This is a genomic window from Halobacillus halophilus, from assembly GCF_020171985.1.
GTDB lineage: Bacteria > Bacillota > Bacilli > Bacillales > Halobacillaceae > Halobacillus > Halobacillus halophilus_A.
Map to the genome: position 1 here is coordinate 69,034 of NZ_JAIVAL010000002.1, position 17,812 is coordinate 86,845.

Below are 17,812 nucleotides of genomic sequence, written 5' to 3' on the forward strand. Positions count from 1 at the left end.
TTGCCTCTAGATAAAAGTTTAGCATAAATAAGAGGGATATACATCTTTTAAGAACAATGCTATAAATTGGAACTCCACTCACTCTAAAAAAGGGCGTACTTTCCAAAAAGTACGCCCTCATAAGTTTCATGATTTAGTTAACAAGCCGGCTGTGTCCTTCCCAGAACGATTTACGAATGATTACTTTCTGTATTTTCCCTGATGCCGTTTTAGGCAGTTCATCAATAAACGTAATGCTTTTCGGTGCTTTAAAATGAGCCAGTTTTTCCCGGCAGAACATGATCAACTCTTCCTCTGATACGGTCTCGCCTTCTCTTAATACGACGACGGCTTTCGGAACTTCTCCCCATTTATCATGTGGCGTCGCAACTACTGCCGCTTCCAGTACCGATGGATGCTCATAAAGAATGGCTTCCACTTCAATCGAGGATATATTCTCGCCTCCACTGATAATTACATCTTTCTTACGGTCCACAATTTCAATGGTATGCTTCTCATCTACTACGGCCATATCACCGGTGTAGAGCCACCCATCACGAATCGTGGCATTCGTCGCTTCCTCATTTTTAAAATAACCTTCCATAATCCCATTGGTCCTGGTAATGATCTCTCCGATAGATTTGCCATCATGGGCGACTTCTTCCCCAAACTCATCCACCACTCTTACTTTACTTCCAATCATTTCGTAACCGGCCTTCGCTTTCAGGCGGTATTTTTCTTCAGGTGGAAGGTCAAGATCCATGGATCGTAATTCCGATGTCGTAATCAGCGGGGAGATTTCCGTCATGCCGTACACCTGGATGAACTTCCAGCCTAAATCCTCCTCCACTTTTCGAACAAAAGCAGGCGGCGGGGCAGATCCGGCAATTACAACCCTTACATCCTGTTCAATTTGCGGCTTAACCGTATCATACTCTTCCATAAGCATGTTCAGTACAGTCGGCGCCATATGTAAAACCGAGACACCATGCTTCTTAATCTTTTCTAACATGAGCTTGGGATCGGTTTTGCGAAGCATGACCTGAGTTGCCCCATTAGCTGTGTAATAGAAGGGCGACCCCCATCCATTCACGTGGAACATCGGTAGCACGTGCAATAATGTATCCTGATCGCTCACACGCAAGTGATGCATCGTGGACATGGCATGAAGATAGTTCGCCCGGTGACTGAGCAGCACCCCTTTCGGATTACCTGTCGTACCGCTCGTATAAAGAAGAGAAGCAATATCGGTTTCTTCCAGTTCCGCACGGTCAAACGGACCATCAGAAAAAGACGCAAGCCAGGGTTCATAGGAAGCAGCTCCTTCTTTTTCTTCTCCATGCACAACCACATGTTCAAGCTGCGGAAGCTGAGGCAGGACCGTTTCCACCAAGTGATAAAGATCTGCGTCCACAAATAACACTTTACTTTCACTATGTTCCAGAATGAATTGATAATCAGCCGGTTTTAAACGGGTATTCAGCGGAGTCATAACTGCGCCCACTTGAAATACACCATAGAAGCCTTCCAGCATCTCCAGCGTGTTCGGAGCAAGGTACGCGACTTTGTCTCCTTTTAGCACTCCGAGTTCACCCAGCCCACGCGACAGCTGATTCACTCGCCCGTTCAATTGTTTATACGTCAGCGTGCGATCATCATCAATAATGGCGGGCTTATCCCCATACAATTCTACGGCTCGATCAAGAAAGTCAGTCAACACCAAAGGTACCTGCATTCCATCACTTCTCCCTTATAAATATATTGAAGCGCTTACACATATTGTAATAATGAACCTGTTATATATCAATAGTTTAATAGTATAACAGTTAGAAACCAGAAAAATTCCCTGTTTACTGAAAAATGAATAGCTTAAATCCAGATATCGTTTTCCGCCGTTAAGTCACTCTCGGCCTCTCCGGTATTCGTTACACCCTTAGGTTCAACCAGCATAATCTGACATTCTTCTTCAGCATAAGGTTTGTGTTCTACACCTTTTGGCACAATATACATTTCTCCTTCAGACAACTCGACTTCTCCATCACGGAATTCAATAACCATGTGCCCGTTCACCACGAAAAATACTTCGTCCGTATCTTCATGACGGTGCCACACAAAATCCCCTTGCACTTTTACCAGTTTGAATTGATAATCGTTCATTTCACCAATAACTTTCGGTGACCACTGATCGTTAAATTTTGTGAATTTTTCATGAAGATTAATAGGTAAATGTTCCATTGAAAAAACTCCTCTTTTTTATAAGTCTTAACCACTTTAATTAAGAGCTATTTAATTGTAACTGAAGGTTGATTTACCAGTCTCAGAAATGATTGGGGACCGCCGGATTATAGATAGCTGCGTTGATAACTTGAATGCTAATGCGCATGTTAACCTGAATGAAGGAATGAACGCCATTGCAGCCAAAGGAGCGGCCGTTGGACCGGACTAAGGAGCGGGCGCTTTATTTAAAAGAAAAGAGAATAAAAGAAAAGAAACAAAATCATGCAGAAGAGCATGAACACCCACTACTTACGTTTATTTGTAAATCGCTTCGCATGTTGGAAAGAGTAAATGATCAGTGGGCTAATAGTGAAAGTGAATCTGACACCAGAATTCTTTCTCTGACGATTATAGTGTTGGAGAGGATAACGGGAAGCATTGCAAGAAAGAAGCGGAAAGGAATTTACATACAAAATTCAATCGTAGTTGGGGATCCATCATAACGAAGTTTCAATTTCTTAAAGAAAAACAGCCTGACTCCTATAGGGTAAAGGCGTCAGACTGCAGGATCTTACTGAGGTCAAATTATTATATCTTAGCTTCCCAATTCTTTCGTTCTTCCTCTTTCATCATATCCTCTGCATCCTGAGGATAGGCTGTACGGAAAGCATGGTGATCCGATTCAATCACTTCAACCATCTTGTCGATCATTTCCTGTGGATCATACTGATCTTCCAGCATTTTTTCCGTTTCAGCAATGGATTCTCTTGGTGTAAAGTTCTTATCCTCATCGTACCATTTGTGTTTCTCTTCTAACATACGGTCATTAAAGCCGGTTTCGTACGGTCCGGGATTAATCGTGGCTACCTGAACATTAAACTCTTCAAGCTCTGCTTTCATGGTCTTTGCCATTGCTTCTACGGCATGCTTAGAAGCTACATAAGCTCCAAGATAAGGCATACCAACCACACCTGCTATAGAACTCAAGAATACAATTTTTCCTGCTTTCTTTTCTACGAACTTCTTAGCTGCGATCTGTGCATTTTCCAGTGTACTGAATACATTGGTTTCAAATATATCCCGGACACGGTCTACTGGTATTTCCGCAATAGGACCGCCTTCCCCAATCGCTGCATTCGCTACGAAAATATCATAATCGTATTCATGAATTAACTGCTGATCACGCTTGTTTTTTATATCAAGCTTAATGATCTCGAGTTCTACACCCGCTTCAGAAGCTGCTTCTTTCAAACTCGTGATCTGGGAAATTATTTCAACCGCTGCGATTACATGATGTCCTTTCTTAGCTAAGCCAATCGCTGTGCCTTTTCCTAGCCCGCTTCCTGCGCCAGTAATAAAGATGGTTTTACTCATTTCTTATTTCCTCCTCTACGGAATTCTATCTATTATAAAAGTTCCCTTCTATTAGTTTGCTAAAACTTCCCAACAGGAGTAGTGTGCTGGCCCCATTTATGCCTTGCTCTATTAACATCTCAATGGAGTTAGACTTTCTTCATAAGAAAAAAACGCCTTCAACTTCGAGTTATTCCGAAGTTGAAGGCGTCCCTAAATCCTGAGTGTTCATGATGACTACTTTGCATCTTTTAATGTAAGAAGATTAATCTCTGGTGTGTTAAAAAGACGGAAATTCATGAATCCAACAGCATCACTGCTCCCCAGACCTGCGCTAACATACTGCTTAATTGCTTTGTATTCCCATAATCCCTTCACACGGTCTTGAGGAGGAAATAAACCTCCAAAATCATAAAATGCTTCGGGAACGACGAGGGCTCCGAGGAATGGTATTCTTATTTGGCCTCCATGGTAGTGGCCCGCGATAATTAAATCGTAGTCTCTGAATTTATAATAAGTTGAACTTGTTAATTGATCAATTCGTTCGTCGATGACAGGAAAATGATTTACAGCGATTAGAACTTCATTTTCCCTCTTCTCAAACCCCTTCCATTGTTGAAGTAATTCATTTTGATAAGCAATGTACTTCTGATTCCTCCACATTTGTGGTCTTGTTCTTCCATTAGCAAAAGTAAAACCTTTTTCAGGATCGAGGATCGAAAGCTCAAAATCTACGAAGGTTAGGGCTGCTCCATCCACGGTTAATTCATGCGAAGACTCTAGTAATTCTACGCCTCTCTTTTCCATTCCATTTACAAAATCATGTTTGGTTAGTTCACCATTACCACCAATCTTGTAATTGGAGGGATCTGAATTTCCCTGGACGTACAAGGCATTTGTTTTATTTTCAATCCCATCTAATAAGCGATAGAAGGGAGCATAATCAACCTTTTTATCATCTAAAATATCTCCTGTAAAAAGAATGGAGTCATAGTTTAGTGAATTGATTTGTCGGATTAACTTATCCTGGTTGGATCCGAATGTTCTTCCCTGTAGATCAGTAAGCTGTAAGATATTATATCCTTCAAACTCCTTAGGGAGGCCGGGTATTCCAACCTCTTGTCTGACCACTTTTACTCTTGAGTTATCCCAGACGGTGTAAATTAAAATAGCCGCACCTACAATCGTAATGACTAACAAACCTCTTACTAATACCTTCTTCACTTTCACTAAACTCGCACTCCCAAATAACAGGATAAATTATCGCAAAGCCCTCCATAAACTACTCACCCGTTGTCGATATAGTCGGAGATAGTTGAGAAACACAACTGAACTTCTCCCTTCCTTTAGTTCATTCTCCACACTTTTCTTATTTGGGATTATCCATTTGAAAATTTCACGAAGACGATGAATGGATTGATCATAACTTAAGAATTGGTAGTCGAAAAATTTAAGGTAAGAGAGGAGAGGAATATTACGGTTCTTCTTATACCAGGGCGCAGATAATTCTGGAAAGGGAAGCCAAACTTCGAGAAACGGATAGTGATAATATACATCTGATAAAGTCCTTAACACCCTTTTTAATGTGGAATGTTTTCGGGCCATTTCTAAAATTTCACCAGGGATAATAGTATGTTGAGACACTGATATAACTTGTATTAGATCTAAGTAATGACGGGCACTGTCCAAATTATGTCTCCACGCATGAAGGCACATGAAATAAAAGGTGTGAGCAGGAGATAAAACTTTAACAAATTTATATCCATCATAAGGCTCTGCCGTACTAAAAAATTCAGCAGGGGTAAGATGAGTATTCGACTCTTCCATCAGATTCCAATGAATTTCTACAACCAGCGGTATGGAGGAACCTGGGATTTCTTTGCTAAGGGAACAGTGGAAATGGCCTTCAATCATTTCCTCTTCATACTGAAAGCCTAGTTCTTTCACTACCCGTACAACTTCTCCTACTTGCTCATCTCTCACGAGTAAATCAATGTCTGAGGTTGCTCTTGCTCCTGCATGTCCAAAATACTTCTCGCCAAAGATGACGCCTTTTATAGGGATGAGTTCGATCTTACACAGCTCAAGCTGGTCGAGAATTTTGTTCATCTGACTCTTGATGAACAAATTTTGGTACAAACTATACTGACTTTCCTTTACTAAATAATCTTGAAAGAAACCAGGCGTCTCGTCTAATTGATGATGTTGCTTTAATAGATGAAGGATTTGGGATCCAACCTGTTCTTTTTGAATCAAACCCGCGAGTCTGTGGTATTCATCAATGCTGTAATTCAGCATCTCTTTTTTATAAATCTTATAAATAAAAGCAGGAAGCATGACCATTCCTTCCTTCCTAGGCATTTATAGAAACGACCTCAGGATAACTCTCCTTTTGAAAATAGCTCTTAAGATACAAATCATTATAGAGGCCGTTTGTCCGAATCAACTGTTCATGTGTCCCCTGTTGAACCACCCTCCCCTGATCTAGGACCAAAATGTGATCGGCATGTTGAATAGTAGACAACCGATGGGCAATTACCACAGTGGTTCGTCCTTTCATTAATCGTCCCAGGGCTTCCTGCACCAGATATTCTGACTCGTTATCAAGTGATGATGTGGCTTCGTCCAATAATAAAATAGGAGCATCTTTCAAGAGTGCCCTCGCAATGGCTAAACGCTGCTTTTGCCCTCCAGATAACCTTACGCCCCGCTCCCCGATTTCTGTATCGTAACCTTCTGGCAGGGATTCAATAAATGCATGGATATTAGCACTCTGAGCTGCTTCCATCATTTCAGCTTCGGTTGTTCTCTCATTACCGGAAACCAGAAGATTTTCCCGGATAGTGCCACTAAACAAAAATGTCTCCTGAGGCACATAGGCCATAGACTGACGAAGGCTTTGGAGATTCTCTTCATCTATAGGTATTCCATCAACACAAATCGTGCCTTGCTGTGGCTGATAGATTCCTTGCAATAGATAAAAAAGCGTTGATTTCCCCGCGCCGCTTGGTCCCACAACGGCTGTCAGCTTATTGGCAGGCAGAGTAATCGTAAAGTCTGTAAACACGGGATGGTTATTATCATAACTAAACGTGATATGTTTAGCTTCAATTCGATCTTCACAATCAGGGATGTATGAGCCGACGCTTCCTTTTTCCCTCGGTTGATCCAGCAAGCGAATGATTCGTTCAATTGCTGAAACCGACCTCTGGTAACCTGCCCATTGTCCAGCAAGTCCAGTCATTGGATAGACGAGATGATTTACCAGATTGATGTATGTTAAAAGGGCTCCGATTGTGAGAATGTCATCCGTCACGAAATACATCCCCACAGCTAAGGTAGTCAGGAACGTCATCATCCCAACCGCTTCTCCTCCGGTGTTAAACCAGCCTCTTAGCTTTGCATCCTTCAGTTCCAATTGATATAACTCATCCTGGCTTTTTTTATACTTTTGTTTAAAAAAGGATTCCAGTGTAAAAGAACGGATAACCATTAGACCTTGAAAAGTTTCGTTTAAGGTTTTGCTGATCATCCCCATCAATTCATGTATTTCTCTACTATTATTTCTAAGCAAAACCCCAAACAATGCACCACCCAAAATGGCTAAAGGAATAACGAGCAGAATCACTAATGTCAAAGCCCAATTAATATGAAGTAAATAAATGAAAACAGAAATAGAGATGATGGGCACTCGAATCAGATTAAGCAATCCTCTTCCTACAACCCCTTCAATCTGATGGAGGTCGTGGGCAAAATGGGAAAACAGTTCTCCTGAATGATAATTAGTAAAATTTTTTCCTTTCATTCGTATCACGTGCTCATAAACATCATGATTAAAGTCTTTTTTCACACCATTTAAGGCCACGGTTTCAAGGTACGTATCTGTAAAATTTACTCCCATACTCAGAAAAGAAATAGCAACCCCCGTTGCGATCAGCCACTTGAGCCGCTCGAAATTCCCTTGCACAGCAGCATCGATTGTATTTCCAAAGAACCAGGCAAAGGCGAGCGCTAAAGCAATGTCCAAAAGGAGCATGATGAATAATCCTATATAAGCCTTTTTATGTTTTCTCACATAGGGAAACAGCAATTGGATGATCCTCTTCAGCTCTCCTAATGAAAAGTACTGTGATATTTCGGTATTATTGAGTAATCTTTTCATTATCATCCCCCCCAACCTCAGATGCCTTTTTTATTTATATAAATCCTTAAAAATGAAGAAAGCACCGGCAAGGATAAAATGCTCCAACCCCACACTTTTGCCTTGCGCCCAAGAGCAGAGGTAACTCGTTTGTTTCTTTTAATATATAGAAGTTTACCGATTACATCTTCCTCCACCCCCCATTGATCCTTCCCGAGGTTCGTATCCCCTTTACATTGAAAAAAGACCTTTCCTTCAACATTTATTTTCTCAATTAAACGGTGAGCGACGAGTTCACCATTCAAGTGGTAAAGAAGAATATCCCCTTCCTTCAAATGATCGAAGTTACACATGACAAATCTGCAAATGTCCCCTTCTTTAATCAACGGATACATACTATTCCCTAAAGAAGGTAAATCAATGAACCCTTTCTTATGGATGACGCCCTCTATAGCCAACGCATGAAGAGGCTTAACCTGCATTTTCAACCAGCCCGCATTGATGTAGTATTTCTAAGAAAAGGGTTATATCTTCTTCGATCTGTTCCTCATCAATATCGTATTGATCCTTCACTTTACGAACAATCTCTTCTGAGGAGTGGGATGCAGCAAGCTCGTTCCAACAAAAATTCCCTACTTCATTTACCGTTGTAGCCGTATAATCTTTTAAGTTCAAAATAATCCATTCATTGTCTACCTGCATCACTTCGTGGAATTCTTTCCTTTTATAACGATTCATTACGATATCAACTCCCAGAAAGAAGGATCTTTTTTAAAATAAAGCTCGTTTATAGGAACCTGTTCAACGACTTGCTTCAATAAAGTCATCACTTGGGTTGTCTGTGCTGGTGAATACGACCAGTAAAAGACTTTATCAATTAATTGCATCAATGCCTGTCTCTTCTTAAGCGGCTGTTTATGATTGATTTTCGACTGGTGCAGCAGCTGAATACTTGAGAGAGTTGTTTCTCCTATATGGCTTGCGCAGAGTTCACTCCAGAAAGGAGAAGGATACACCTTAACCTCATCATCAGTAATTTTAATAATAGCCGCTTCATCAGAAAGAAGATCTCTCGGCTGAGACATTTGAGCCACTGTCGATTTTCCTGCCCCTGACTGTCCGGAAAAAATATGTGCCTTAGAACCATCCATCACACTGGAAGAATGAAGAAGAACCCCCCAATTATGATGAACAATGAAATTACTGTAGAGATTCATCAATGCATGCTTTAGAGCAAGTCCATCGTAATAAAATAACTCCGCTTTTCGATAATCAGCGGCTACTCGAATAAGATAATCCGCACGTTGAAAAATGATCTTATCCTCTGCGGAAGTAATCGTGACTTCGTAGTCCTTAAAGGGGTGCCCATAACCTTCCTTAAGAGTTAGAGTCAAATCTACCTTTTGAACTGCATTTGTAAGAAAAGAATCGTAATTTTGTAAAGTTAATCGAGAATAGTCTCCACTTACTTCAATAAAATGATCTCCAATTGCTAACACAAGCTTATCCATAGATAGACTCCTTATTTACGGGAGATGCATAAATTAGTCAGACTCCCGCTTGTAGTTACTTATTAGGATGAGGTTTTTTCGGCTGAAACGGATCATTTGGGTAATTGTCCCCGTCACTATTTCCTCCATCCCCAGATACCGGACCTCTTCCTTTATTCCAGCTTTGGGACGTTTCAAACTGAATGGAACGATGATCTAGAACCTCAGGTTTCCTGTATAACTTTTTCTTCATTTTAAATTCTCCTTTTTATTCTTAATAAAGAACAAGCAACTAAAAAATTTTCACTTATGGAACGACCTTCATTTGGTTTCCCAATAAGTGACTAAAGATGTTTTTCTTATCCTGTGCGAGTTGATTGAACTGACCTTGCTGCACAACTTCCCCCTGCTCAAGTACAATCACCTGATCAGCATTCCGGATTGTAGATAGCCTGTGAGCAATTACAATAATCGTCATCTTACCTTTCAGTCGCTCGATCGCCTGTTGAATTTTCTTCTCATTTTCAGTATCCAGTGCACTTGTCGCTTCATCTAAAATTAAAATGGACGGCTTTCTAAGAATAGCCCGGGCTAGCACCAGCCGCTGCCGTTCCCCTCCCGACAACTTGATTCCACGATCGCCAATAATCGTATCCAACCCTTGAGGCAGTTTGTTTACAAACTCTGCGGCAGAAGAAAACTCGAGTGCTTCTAACTTTCGAGTACACAATAAAAACTAGGTCATATAAATAATTATACTAATAATAAGTGTTAAATTAGTCATCGTTCTATATTAAGAACATAACGCATCTTCATACAAAATACAATCATTTTTTAATTTCTATAAATTTCTCCTCTATCCGAATTAAATCCTATCCCTTATCCGCAAGACTTTTGTTTGAATTATCTCGAATAAATTGTGCGTAACTATCCACATTTCCTTTCTTACAATCTTATTTATACAATAAAAATAATCCTAATAAATAATTACGCGATTTAGGCTATGGGACTTTATGAAAAAAAGACCAAATCACGCAGGCCACTGAAAAACATATTTTGTAAATTATTTTTCTCACTTTTATAGCTGAAAATGCCCAAAATACGATATCCGTTCCCCACTTTCATATGATTTTTCGTATGAAAGTGGGGAATTCATTTTCTGCGGGGAGAAATTAGTAGGGTTTTCAGCGGCCTCAATTCACGCGGCCTCTTTTTTACAGGTAAAAACAAAATATACTTAAAACCCTTGGGCTCTGCAATTATTAGCCTTAGTTTGAAGGCTTTGACTCAACCATGTTGCCTTCAATTTTAATTTTTGATGGAGAATTAAATGCTTCCTGGACTTTTATTGTCTCCTCAACTGATGCAGAACCTTTCATCTTAATGGTATTATTAAGAATCGAGACCACCTTTGCTTCATTCACAGAAATGGAAGACTTTCCATCCTTCAAATCAAAATGTGAGTCATGCACCTCAACATAAGCGTCTTTATTTTCAATGACAAGTAGTTGATTAAGCCCTTTTAAAGAACACTGGTTTAATATATAGTCTCCTGAATCATTTATGACTACTGTTCCATTTCCCTCTTGTGAGGATTCAAATGAACAGTTGTTATAGGTTCCTCTTGGAAGATCAATTCCATAGGTTGAGTTAAAACCTATGACTTTTAAATTATCGAATACGCTTCCCTCTTCAACATTACCTACTATACTCCTTTGAGCTGCCTTTCCTTTCAAAGTAATATTCTTAAGATGCACAGGATGATCGTCAATGCTTAGCGTGTTTGTTTGCTCCATGTTACTTTCCATTTCTATATTAGATACTGCGACTCCATTAGGCTCAGTACTTTTAATACTTAATTGTGAGTTTTTAAATTGCATTCCATCAACCTCTGTCTTGGGACCAAAAAGTGTAGCAATAGAATCATTCATAATGTTATCCACAAACTTAGCTTCCCCATCTGCTACTATTTTAGAACCATCAAAGTGGTTTTCCTTAATTAGTGCTCCACTCCTAAAAGGTTTTGAGACGGCAACACCTATTGATGATCTATTTTCATTCTCCCCTAGATAATTCCCTTCGACAATTACATCTTCTCCATCAAAAAGAATAACATTGTACCTCTCATTATTGTAAATTTTGTTATTATTAATCGTTATATTTGTATTAGGATAAAAACCAGCTTCTAAATCAATACCCGATTGAGGTGCAATACCTTTAATGTCATGAATATCATTGTTTTCAATCTTCATTTCATTTACCCCTGCTACCGTTATTCCCTGCCTACGATTCAGAAAAGATTCGCTATTAGAGATAGAGATGTTCTCAGAGATGACTTTATTCCAATACTCCACTCTGAAACCTTCAGAATATGGTTGGTCAAATACCGCATGGAAATAACTAGCATCCTCAGGGATTTCGATTAAACTCCAGTCCATTTCATTATCTTTACTTTTCGAAATAAAACGATCATTGGAATCGTAAAAGAACACTTCATAGTTCGTCTCTTTTGAAAGCCCTTGAGGTCTGGAAAATTGAAAAGTATTAAATTCATCAAATTTCTCGTTATCAAAATTAGTTTTGAATTTATTAGTAGTTCGGGTTTTTGAAGCATCATCAACGAAAGTTCCTTCACTATTGATTGAACCAGATTCAAAATCTTCCGCGGTCAGAATATTGATTTGTGTGGAACTTCCTCCAATCATTATTCCATCGCCAGTAAAGTCTTTGGTTTTCACTCCTTTAATGGTGATATTCTCCACACCTAACCCATAAATTCCCATGCCGAATTCATGGGTATTCTTAGAATACTCGTTATCTTTGTCTGTGTAATCATGAGATGGTCGATCCCCTTCATAAGTACCTCCTTTTAAGATTACATCTCGAGTCCCAGGTGCCATGTACAATAATTCATAAGCTTCGAACCCATTCTTCTCCTTTCTAATTACAGCTTTATTATCTAATTCAAACTTCATGTTACTTACCATATTAATTCTTGCTTCAGAATCAGATGGCTTTTTCCCTTTACTGATAAGATACTCTCCTTTCGGAATTTTGAAAATTGAAAATCCATTGTCCGAAGCCCACCTTAAGGCATTATTCAAGCCACCAGTCGTTTTTTCAGGATGTGTTCCATCGTTGTATATATCCCATCGATCTAACTCTAGCTCATAAATATCTTCGTTATCATCGTTTTTTGCGGCCTTTGTTTGAATTTCAGATCTGTTAGAATTTTCCGATACTAAATAAGCCGCCATAAGGATTCCTAGTACTAATAGAGAAAAGGTAATAATTAGAGTTTTATTATTAATTTTCAATGGGTATCCTCCATTCTTCTACAGTACTACGCTACACTCATAGGAATAACATATTTAGAAATGATGTTAGTTCTGTACTATCGTTAAGTAAAAACATGTGAGTTTCTCATTGTAACGTGAGTGAATTTCTATCTCCTTTCTCAAAAAAACCTAATCACCATAAATAGAATTCCCATTCAATCATTTGTTGGATGCCACACTTCATACTCTCTTAAATAGAACTAACGAACACTTAATTCCTCATATAAATATATACATTTTCTTCATTCACCCTTATAATCTTTTCCAAACTTATGTTCTCACTTTGCTTAAGTCTCTTAGTTCTCAGGTAGTAATCGACTCCATATTCCTTTGAAATATCATTCAGTTCCGCTTCTGACATGTTATTTATATAGTTTAAGTTATCGTACTTACCTCCGTATATATCTATATATCTTTCGTTCCAATCAGAATAATACTTTTCATTAAATGGAAAATCTTTACTTATAGGCACTGCTCTATCCGATATCAGCCTGATTTTCTGATTGACTAAGTAATCAACATCTAACTCTGCCAAAACAACGGACTCTTCAGGGGTGTTCTCGTTCAACCATTTATACACCTCATTTTCTTTGGCATTGATATTTGGAATATTAAAGGCAATGCCTCTGCCCAATCCAAAATAAGCACTGGCTAAAGCAAACGTAATGATAAATAAATAGAAGTAGTTTAAGTTCAGCCTATTGAAAAAATATTGGTCAATCTTTATTGATGATTTAATATTTCTTGACGCAAGAAAATCCGTTAGAATCGCATAAGAAAAGGCAACAATCATACAAGTGCTAGAAACAAGGATGTCTTGAGCTAAAATAGGAATAAACGGTAGATGCAAAAATAAAAATGAAATGTAATCTTTATTTATAAACTTATAGAACACGTATTGGGAAAATAGTAATAAATACACTAAAGCAAAAAACACCAGTGATCTATAAGGAATAATCGTTACAACTTCTTTTATAGGCCATACCTCAACAAAAATATACCCTACCACTAATACGAGACTCAGATAGATTAAATAGTATTTTATAAAGGTATTTATACTTTTTGCCAACTGCTTTTTTAATTTAAAGCTCATATAAATAAAGGTGGCAGCATAGAACAAGAACAACCCCCAAATTTCTAAACCAAACATGGATGGAATATAGTGATGCGGGTGCCTTACTTCTCCAATAATGTGGGTGAACTCACTACTAGATAATAAAGTAGAGCCCTTTAAGGAATTTTTGTATGGAATGTAATTGAGAAGAAAAGTACCTGCCATAAAACTAAACGCAAGTAATACAGGAACCTTAAAAAGTTTTTTATAGGCTCCGAGACCATACTTAGTAAAATATAAGATTGCCGCGAACCCTACTCCATGGATGGTTACAACTGGATGGATGACCATCGAAAGTCCGAGTAGTAAAAAGCCTATAGATAATTTATTTTGATAAATTAGAGCAGTACTGAAAATAATGATAATAAGTGAAATTTCAGCAGCACTAATGACTGGAGTACTAAAAAACCAAGCTATCATTCTCGGTACACTATAGAAAGAAACGGCTCCAAGGAAAGTTCCAATGAGAGCGACGTATTTATTCTTAGATACCGTGTTTAAAAATATAAAAACAGCCATCGTCAATAGAAAAATTCTTAACAGGTTAGCATATCCAATGAATATAGTGTAGTGTGTTTGAAAAAATTCGGATCCAAAAATAAAAAAATACGCAATATATAATCGCGCAGAAAAATCGCCGAATGTATTTGTGTAAAAATCATTCGTTAGGTAGTTGCTGTCTAACATTCTTTCCATTTGCGGATAGCTATCAACAATCGGCCATCCCCAGGCTACTTGATAAAAATATACAGAGAATAAAGCGGTTAAAAAAACGGTGACACCGAACACTAAATCTGATTCTTTTTTTAAAGTTGTTTTATTTTTGCTCAACATATCTTTCACCTTTTCCCATTTCAACAGTTTTCCACTGATCTATGTTATACACTTTTGTGCAAATAGCATCCACAGATAACTTCTCTTCCTCAAGATAATCTTTATACTTTTGCAGATCATCATCTCTTCCTTGCAATTCTGGCGAAACTAGACAAAGCTTAAATCCAGCCTTTTTTAAGACTTTGTATAAAGCCAGATTAAGTGGAAGTTGTGAAAAACAATCAACCCAAATCCATTTGGCTTTTCCTTTCATAGCCAACACTGTGTCTATCCCTTCATATTCAGAGAATCGAATGGCAACATTCTTTTCATCATTGTTTGTTAATAAATGGATCATCGGAAAAGAAGAGTCTAGAAAAAAGTAATTTTTGACCTTATATTTTTTTAAAAGTTCCAATACTTTAAGCTCTATCCTTTCACTTTTAATATTCAAAATCAGCGTGCCATGGTGATAATGTTTTAAGTATTCTTCAAAGTCTTCTCCATTTATAAAAGGCTCGTGCTGGAGGACTAACCGGTCCCCATAATCTCTTAAGTCGACTTCCACCCCATGTTCTTGAGGGATATACTTTAATTCTTCAATGGTATTAACCCTATGTGCAATAAATTCCATTATTTTAAATTCTCCTTTCTTAGCTTCATACTAAAGGAGAGCGTTCTTTTTATAAACTTCCATTTTGATGATATGCCGGTATTCCAGCTAGAGTGTCCATGTAGTCTTTCTGGGAAGGAGACCTCAAACCTATGGATTTTCTGTTTTTTCTTTTGAGCCATATATAGAAAATAAAGGTCAAGTGAAAAGTCTTTAGGCGCATCCGTTAAACTATCATAAAAGCTCCTATGGAATAGGTTAGGCTGGGCATTGATATCAACTAATTTGGTCCGCAATAGTATGGTTTCGTATATACTCATTCCAGTAGTAAAGACTTGATCAAATACTGGACGATTTTTCCGTTTTCCTTTGATGTAAATATTTTGAGGACATCTATTTTTTTCTATTTCTTCAATGGCTGACATGACGTCATTTGGGTCTGTTTGCATATCAGCATGTGTCCATCCCAAATATTCACCCCTAGCTTTTTGTAATCCATACAAAATCCCATAGCCATACCCTTGATTCACCTTAACTTCATACGTTTTTGCAAAGGAGTACTTTGGAATAACTTCACTTAAAGTAATTCTGCTATTATCCTTTGAACCATTGTTGATTAAAACGACTTCGATATCATTTCTATTAATAACTTGATTAAACCTTTTCAAAATTAAAGGTATATTCTTTTCTTCGTTATAACACGGTATGACCACAGAATATTTAATCATTCTTTAAACACCCACCATTTCTGTCCAATAAAATTTAATGAAGCACTGATACCTGTAGCAAAAACAAAAGCAATAATTTTATTTGAAGTAAGAGTAAGAAAGAGCATATTTGAAGCAACATTTATGCCTAAAGTCGATAAATATAAACCCATATACTGAAAAAGTTCGATATGAGATTTTGCTTTCTTTTTAAATGTCCAAAATTTATTCAGAATGTAGGCTAAGATCGTACCACATAGGAAAGATATCATCTTAGATAAAGATGTTGATATTACTTGTATCAACAAGAAATAAAAGAGGGTGTCAACAAGAACTGCTGATACCCCTGTAACTAAAAAACGCTGAATTTGCTGCTGGAACTTAGACCTTACTGAAAGACTGGCTTGGGACATCTGTACTTTTCATCCAATTTATTAATTTTTTCAGGTGCCATAAAAATATCCTTATCTAAATGATAAGGATGCCACTTCCACTTATGGAAAAAACTCTGCCAGTATTCAAAGGTTCTCAAGTCATTTGGGGTTCCCCAACAAATGTAATGATCGACTTCAAATACCTTTACTTTCAAATTCATTGCTATTAATTCATTAATTGAACTATCTACATAGAACTCTCCATTTACGCGTATGTTTTTAGCTTTTATTCGTTTAACACTTTCTTTAAAATCTCTCGCCTTGCGAAAATAAAAAGTTCCAACTATGGCATGATCATTTTCAGGGTTGTGGCTAATTGGTTCTTTTACGGAAACAGAAGTCACCTCTGAGTTAGTTTTAGTATTTGCCCATCCGTACATTTCAGGATGAGCGTTGCTTGAAGGATGATTTCTGAAACTCCATATAATTGCATCTACACTCTCATCCAGCAACATATCTTGGAATTTCTCTTCATTCCATAGCACCCCGTTATCGCAAGCGGAAATAAGTAGCGGTCGCTCTAAATCAAGTTGCTCCAATGCCCATTCACAAGTGACTGCTTGACCTTCCGTGACTTGTGACAACCTCATAATATCTGCTTTAGGATAAGATCTTTTGATTTCCTCTTCTAAATGATATTGATTCAAATGTTCTTCCAAGCAAATAAAAATTTGATGGGCAGACTGTGGAAGGTGGTCATGAGATTGTAGAACCATCGGTTTACCTGATACGGAGATCAGAGGTTTGGGCAAATGATACCCTTTCTCAGAAAACCTTTTCCCCCTTCCCGATAAAGGAATCATTGTCGTCATGTCATACAATAAATCTTTGCTATTTCCTCTGTTGATGATCTCTTTAAAATAATGAGACCACTGTAAGTATTCTTCTAAGTCTTGAGGAGTACCCCATTGCAGCATATGATCAATCTCAAAAATTCTAATCTTTAACCCATCACTTTTCATTAGGTTGTAAACTAAGCTGACGTAGTACTCCCCTTTTAAATCGATTCCTTTGTTCATAAGCTCCTCGAAATATTTTTTCACCATACTCCCGGTCTTAAAATAATACGTACCGCTTGATGCGTACTCATTCATCCTATTATTTGTAAAAGGCTCTTTTTCTTTAATCTCTAACATCCATTGATTTTCTTCTCTCATAAATGCATAATTTGTCGTCCCTAACATATGAGGATGAAAACCTTTGTATGCAGCAATAGCCCCATCTGAATGACTACTCCTAACATCCTTTAAGAACTCTACATAATTCCAATAACAGGAAAAATCACAATAATTCACTATCACTTCGTCATCGTCATTGATATAGTCAAAAGCTCTCGAAACTGCATATACCGGTCCTTTTTTATGAGGATCAATGCCGACTATTTTCCCTTTTGGTGCAATTCGAACCAATGTTTCTTCCATATTTGTCGACTCCAAGTGATCGTTACTGCAAATGAAAATAAAATCTGATTCTCCCGGAAACATGTTAACGACTTGCTCTATCATTGGAAAGCCATCAACTTCAATTAGTGGTTTGGGGTGAGTATATCCTGCATCTAGAAACCTGCTGCCTCTACCGGACATAGGGATTACTATTTTCACATTGAGACCTCC

At 38.0% G+C, this 17,812-nt stretch carries 17 protein-coding genes and 1 pseudogene; 1 reads left to right on the forward strand and 17 read right to left on the reverse strand.

What is annotated here, in order from left to right; translation table 11 throughout:
• Nucleotides 1–133 precede the first annotated feature (133 nt).
• Nucleotides 134–1,714, reverse strand: a complete 1,581-nt coding sequence (locus LCM11_RS05000) for a long-chain-fatty-acid--CoA ligase (RefSeq protein WP_224893151.1) — start codon at nucleotides 1,712–1,714, stop codon at nucleotides 134–136.
• A gap of 134 nt (nucleotides 1,715–1,848) precedes the next feature.
• Nucleotides 1,849–2,214, reverse strand: a complete 366-nt coding sequence (locus LCM11_RS05005; protein WP_224893152.1) for a cupin domain-containing protein — start codon at nucleotides 2,212–2,214, stop codon at nucleotides 1,849–1,851.
• 197 nt (nucleotides 2,215–2,411) lie between these two features.
• Here LCM11_RS05005 and LCM11_RS05010 point away from each other — a divergent pair, with 197 nt between their 5' ends.
• Nucleotides 2,412–2,699, forward strand: a complete 288-nt coding sequence (locus tag LCM11_RS05010) for a hypothetical protein (protein ID WP_224893153.1) — start codon at nucleotides 2,412–2,414, stop codon at nucleotides 2,697–2,699.
• A gap of 85 nt (nucleotides 2,700–2,784) precedes the next feature.
• Here LCM11_RS05010 and LCM11_RS05015 read toward each other — a convergent pair whose 3' ends face one another.
• The 15 genes and pseudogenes from LCM11_RS05015 to LCM11_RS05085 form a co-directional block, all read right to left on the reverse strand.
• Complete coding sequence (locus LCM11_RS05015) at nucleotides 2,785–3,570, reverse strand: SDR family oxidoreductase (protein ID WP_224893154.1); 786 nt, start codon at nucleotides 3,568–3,570, stop codon at nucleotides 2,785–2,787.
• A 216-nt stretch (nucleotides 3,571–3,786) separates the two neighbouring features.
• Entirely contained in the window at nucleotides 3,787–4,779 is a 993-nt protein-coding gene (locus LCM11_RS05020) for a metallophosphoesterase (RefSeq protein ID WP_224893155.1), read from the reverse strand.
• Between the two features lie 30 nt (nucleotides 4,780–4,809).
• Nucleotides 4,810–5,910 (reverse strand): nucleotidyltransferase family protein, encoded by a 1,101-nt coding sequence (locus tag LCM11_RS05025; protein WP_224893156.1) that lies wholly within the window; start codon nucleotides 5,908–5,910, stop codon nucleotides 4,810–4,812.
• A complete protein-coding gene (locus LCM11_RS05030; protein WP_224893157.1) occupies nucleotides 5,903–7,711 on the reverse strand; it encodes an ABC transporter ATP-binding protein in 1,809 nt (602 codons plus the stop codon). Before LCM11_RS05030 ends, LCM11_RS05025 begins: the two co-directional genes overlap by 8 nt.
• A 17-nt stretch (nucleotides 7,712–7,728) precedes the next feature.
• Complete coding sequence (locus LCM11_RS05035) at nucleotides 7,729–8,172, reverse strand: signal peptidase I (protein ID WP_224893158.1); 444 nt, start codon at nucleotides 8,170–8,172, stop codon at nucleotides 7,729–7,731.
• Nucleotides 8,162–8,428, reverse strand: a complete 267-nt coding sequence (locus LCM11_RS05040; protein ID WP_224893159.1) for a PqqD family protein — start codon at nucleotides 8,426–8,428, stop codon at nucleotides 8,162–8,164. The genes LCM11_RS05035 and LCM11_RS05040 overlap by 11 nt, the downstream gene beginning before the upstream one ends.
• Nucleotides 8,428–9,201, reverse strand: a complete 774-nt coding sequence (locus tag LCM11_RS05045; protein WP_224893160.1) for a hypothetical protein — start codon at nucleotides 9,199–9,201, stop codon at nucleotides 8,428–8,430. The genes LCM11_RS05040 and LCM11_RS05045 overlap by 1 nt, the downstream gene beginning before the upstream one ends.
• A 55-nt stretch (nucleotides 9,202–9,256) precedes the next feature.
• Nucleotides 9,257–9,433 (reverse strand): hypothetical protein, encoded by a 177-nt coding sequence (locus LCM11_RS05050; RefSeq protein ID WP_224893161.1) that lies wholly within the window; start codon nucleotides 9,431–9,433, stop codon nucleotides 9,257–9,259.
• 54 nt (nucleotides 9,434–9,487) lie between these two features.
• Nucleotides 9,488–9,889: pseudogene (locus LCM11_RS05055) on the reverse strand (ATP-binding cassette domain-containing protein); the annotation flags it as partial.
• Nucleotides 9,890–10,448: 559 nt separating this feature from the next.
• The gene (locus tag LCM11_RS05060) at nucleotides 10,449–12,497 is read right to left on the reverse strand and encodes a right-handed parallel beta-helix repeat-containing protein (protein WP_224893162.1); all 2,049 of its coding nucleotides are present in this window, start codon (nucleotides 12,495–12,497) and stop codon (nucleotides 10,449–10,451) included.
• 232 nt (nucleotides 12,498–12,729) lie between these two features.
• Nucleotides 12,730–14,463: a DUF6798 domain-containing protein gene (locus LCM11_RS05065; protein WP_224893163.1), complete on the reverse strand. Its 1,734-nt coding sequence runs from the start codon at nucleotides 14,461–14,463 to the stop codon at nucleotides 12,730–12,732.
• Nucleotides 14,450–15,079, reverse strand: a complete 630-nt coding sequence (locus LCM11_RS05070; RefSeq protein ID WP_224893164.1) for a phosphatidylinositol-specific phospholipase C/glycerophosphodiester phosphodiesterase family protein — start codon at nucleotides 15,077–15,079, stop codon at nucleotides 14,450–14,452. Before LCM11_RS05070 ends, LCM11_RS05065 begins: the two co-directional genes overlap by 14 nt.
• Nucleotides 15,079–15,786: a glycosyltransferase family 2 protein gene (locus LCM11_RS05075; RefSeq protein WP_224893165.1), complete on the reverse strand. Its 708-nt coding sequence runs from the start codon at nucleotides 15,784–15,786 to the stop codon at nucleotides 15,079–15,081. Before LCM11_RS05075 ends, LCM11_RS05070 begins: the two co-directional genes overlap by 1 nt.
• On the reverse strand, nucleotides 15,783–16,178 hold the full coding sequence (locus LCM11_RS05080) for a GtrA family protein (protein WP_224893166.1): 396 nt from the start codon (nucleotides 16,176–16,178) through the stop codon (nucleotides 15,783–15,785). The genes LCM11_RS05075 and LCM11_RS05080 overlap by 4 nt, the downstream gene beginning before the upstream one ends.
• Nucleotides 16,154–17,800, reverse strand: coding sequence for an NTP transferase domain-containing protein (locus tag LCM11_RS05085; RefSeq protein WP_224893167.1), 1,647 nt, complete (start codon nucleotides 17,798–17,800; stop codon nucleotides 16,154–16,156). Before LCM11_RS05085 ends, LCM11_RS05080 begins: the two co-directional genes overlap by 25 nt.
• Between the last annotated feature and the right edge of the window lie 12 nt (nucleotides 17,801–17,812).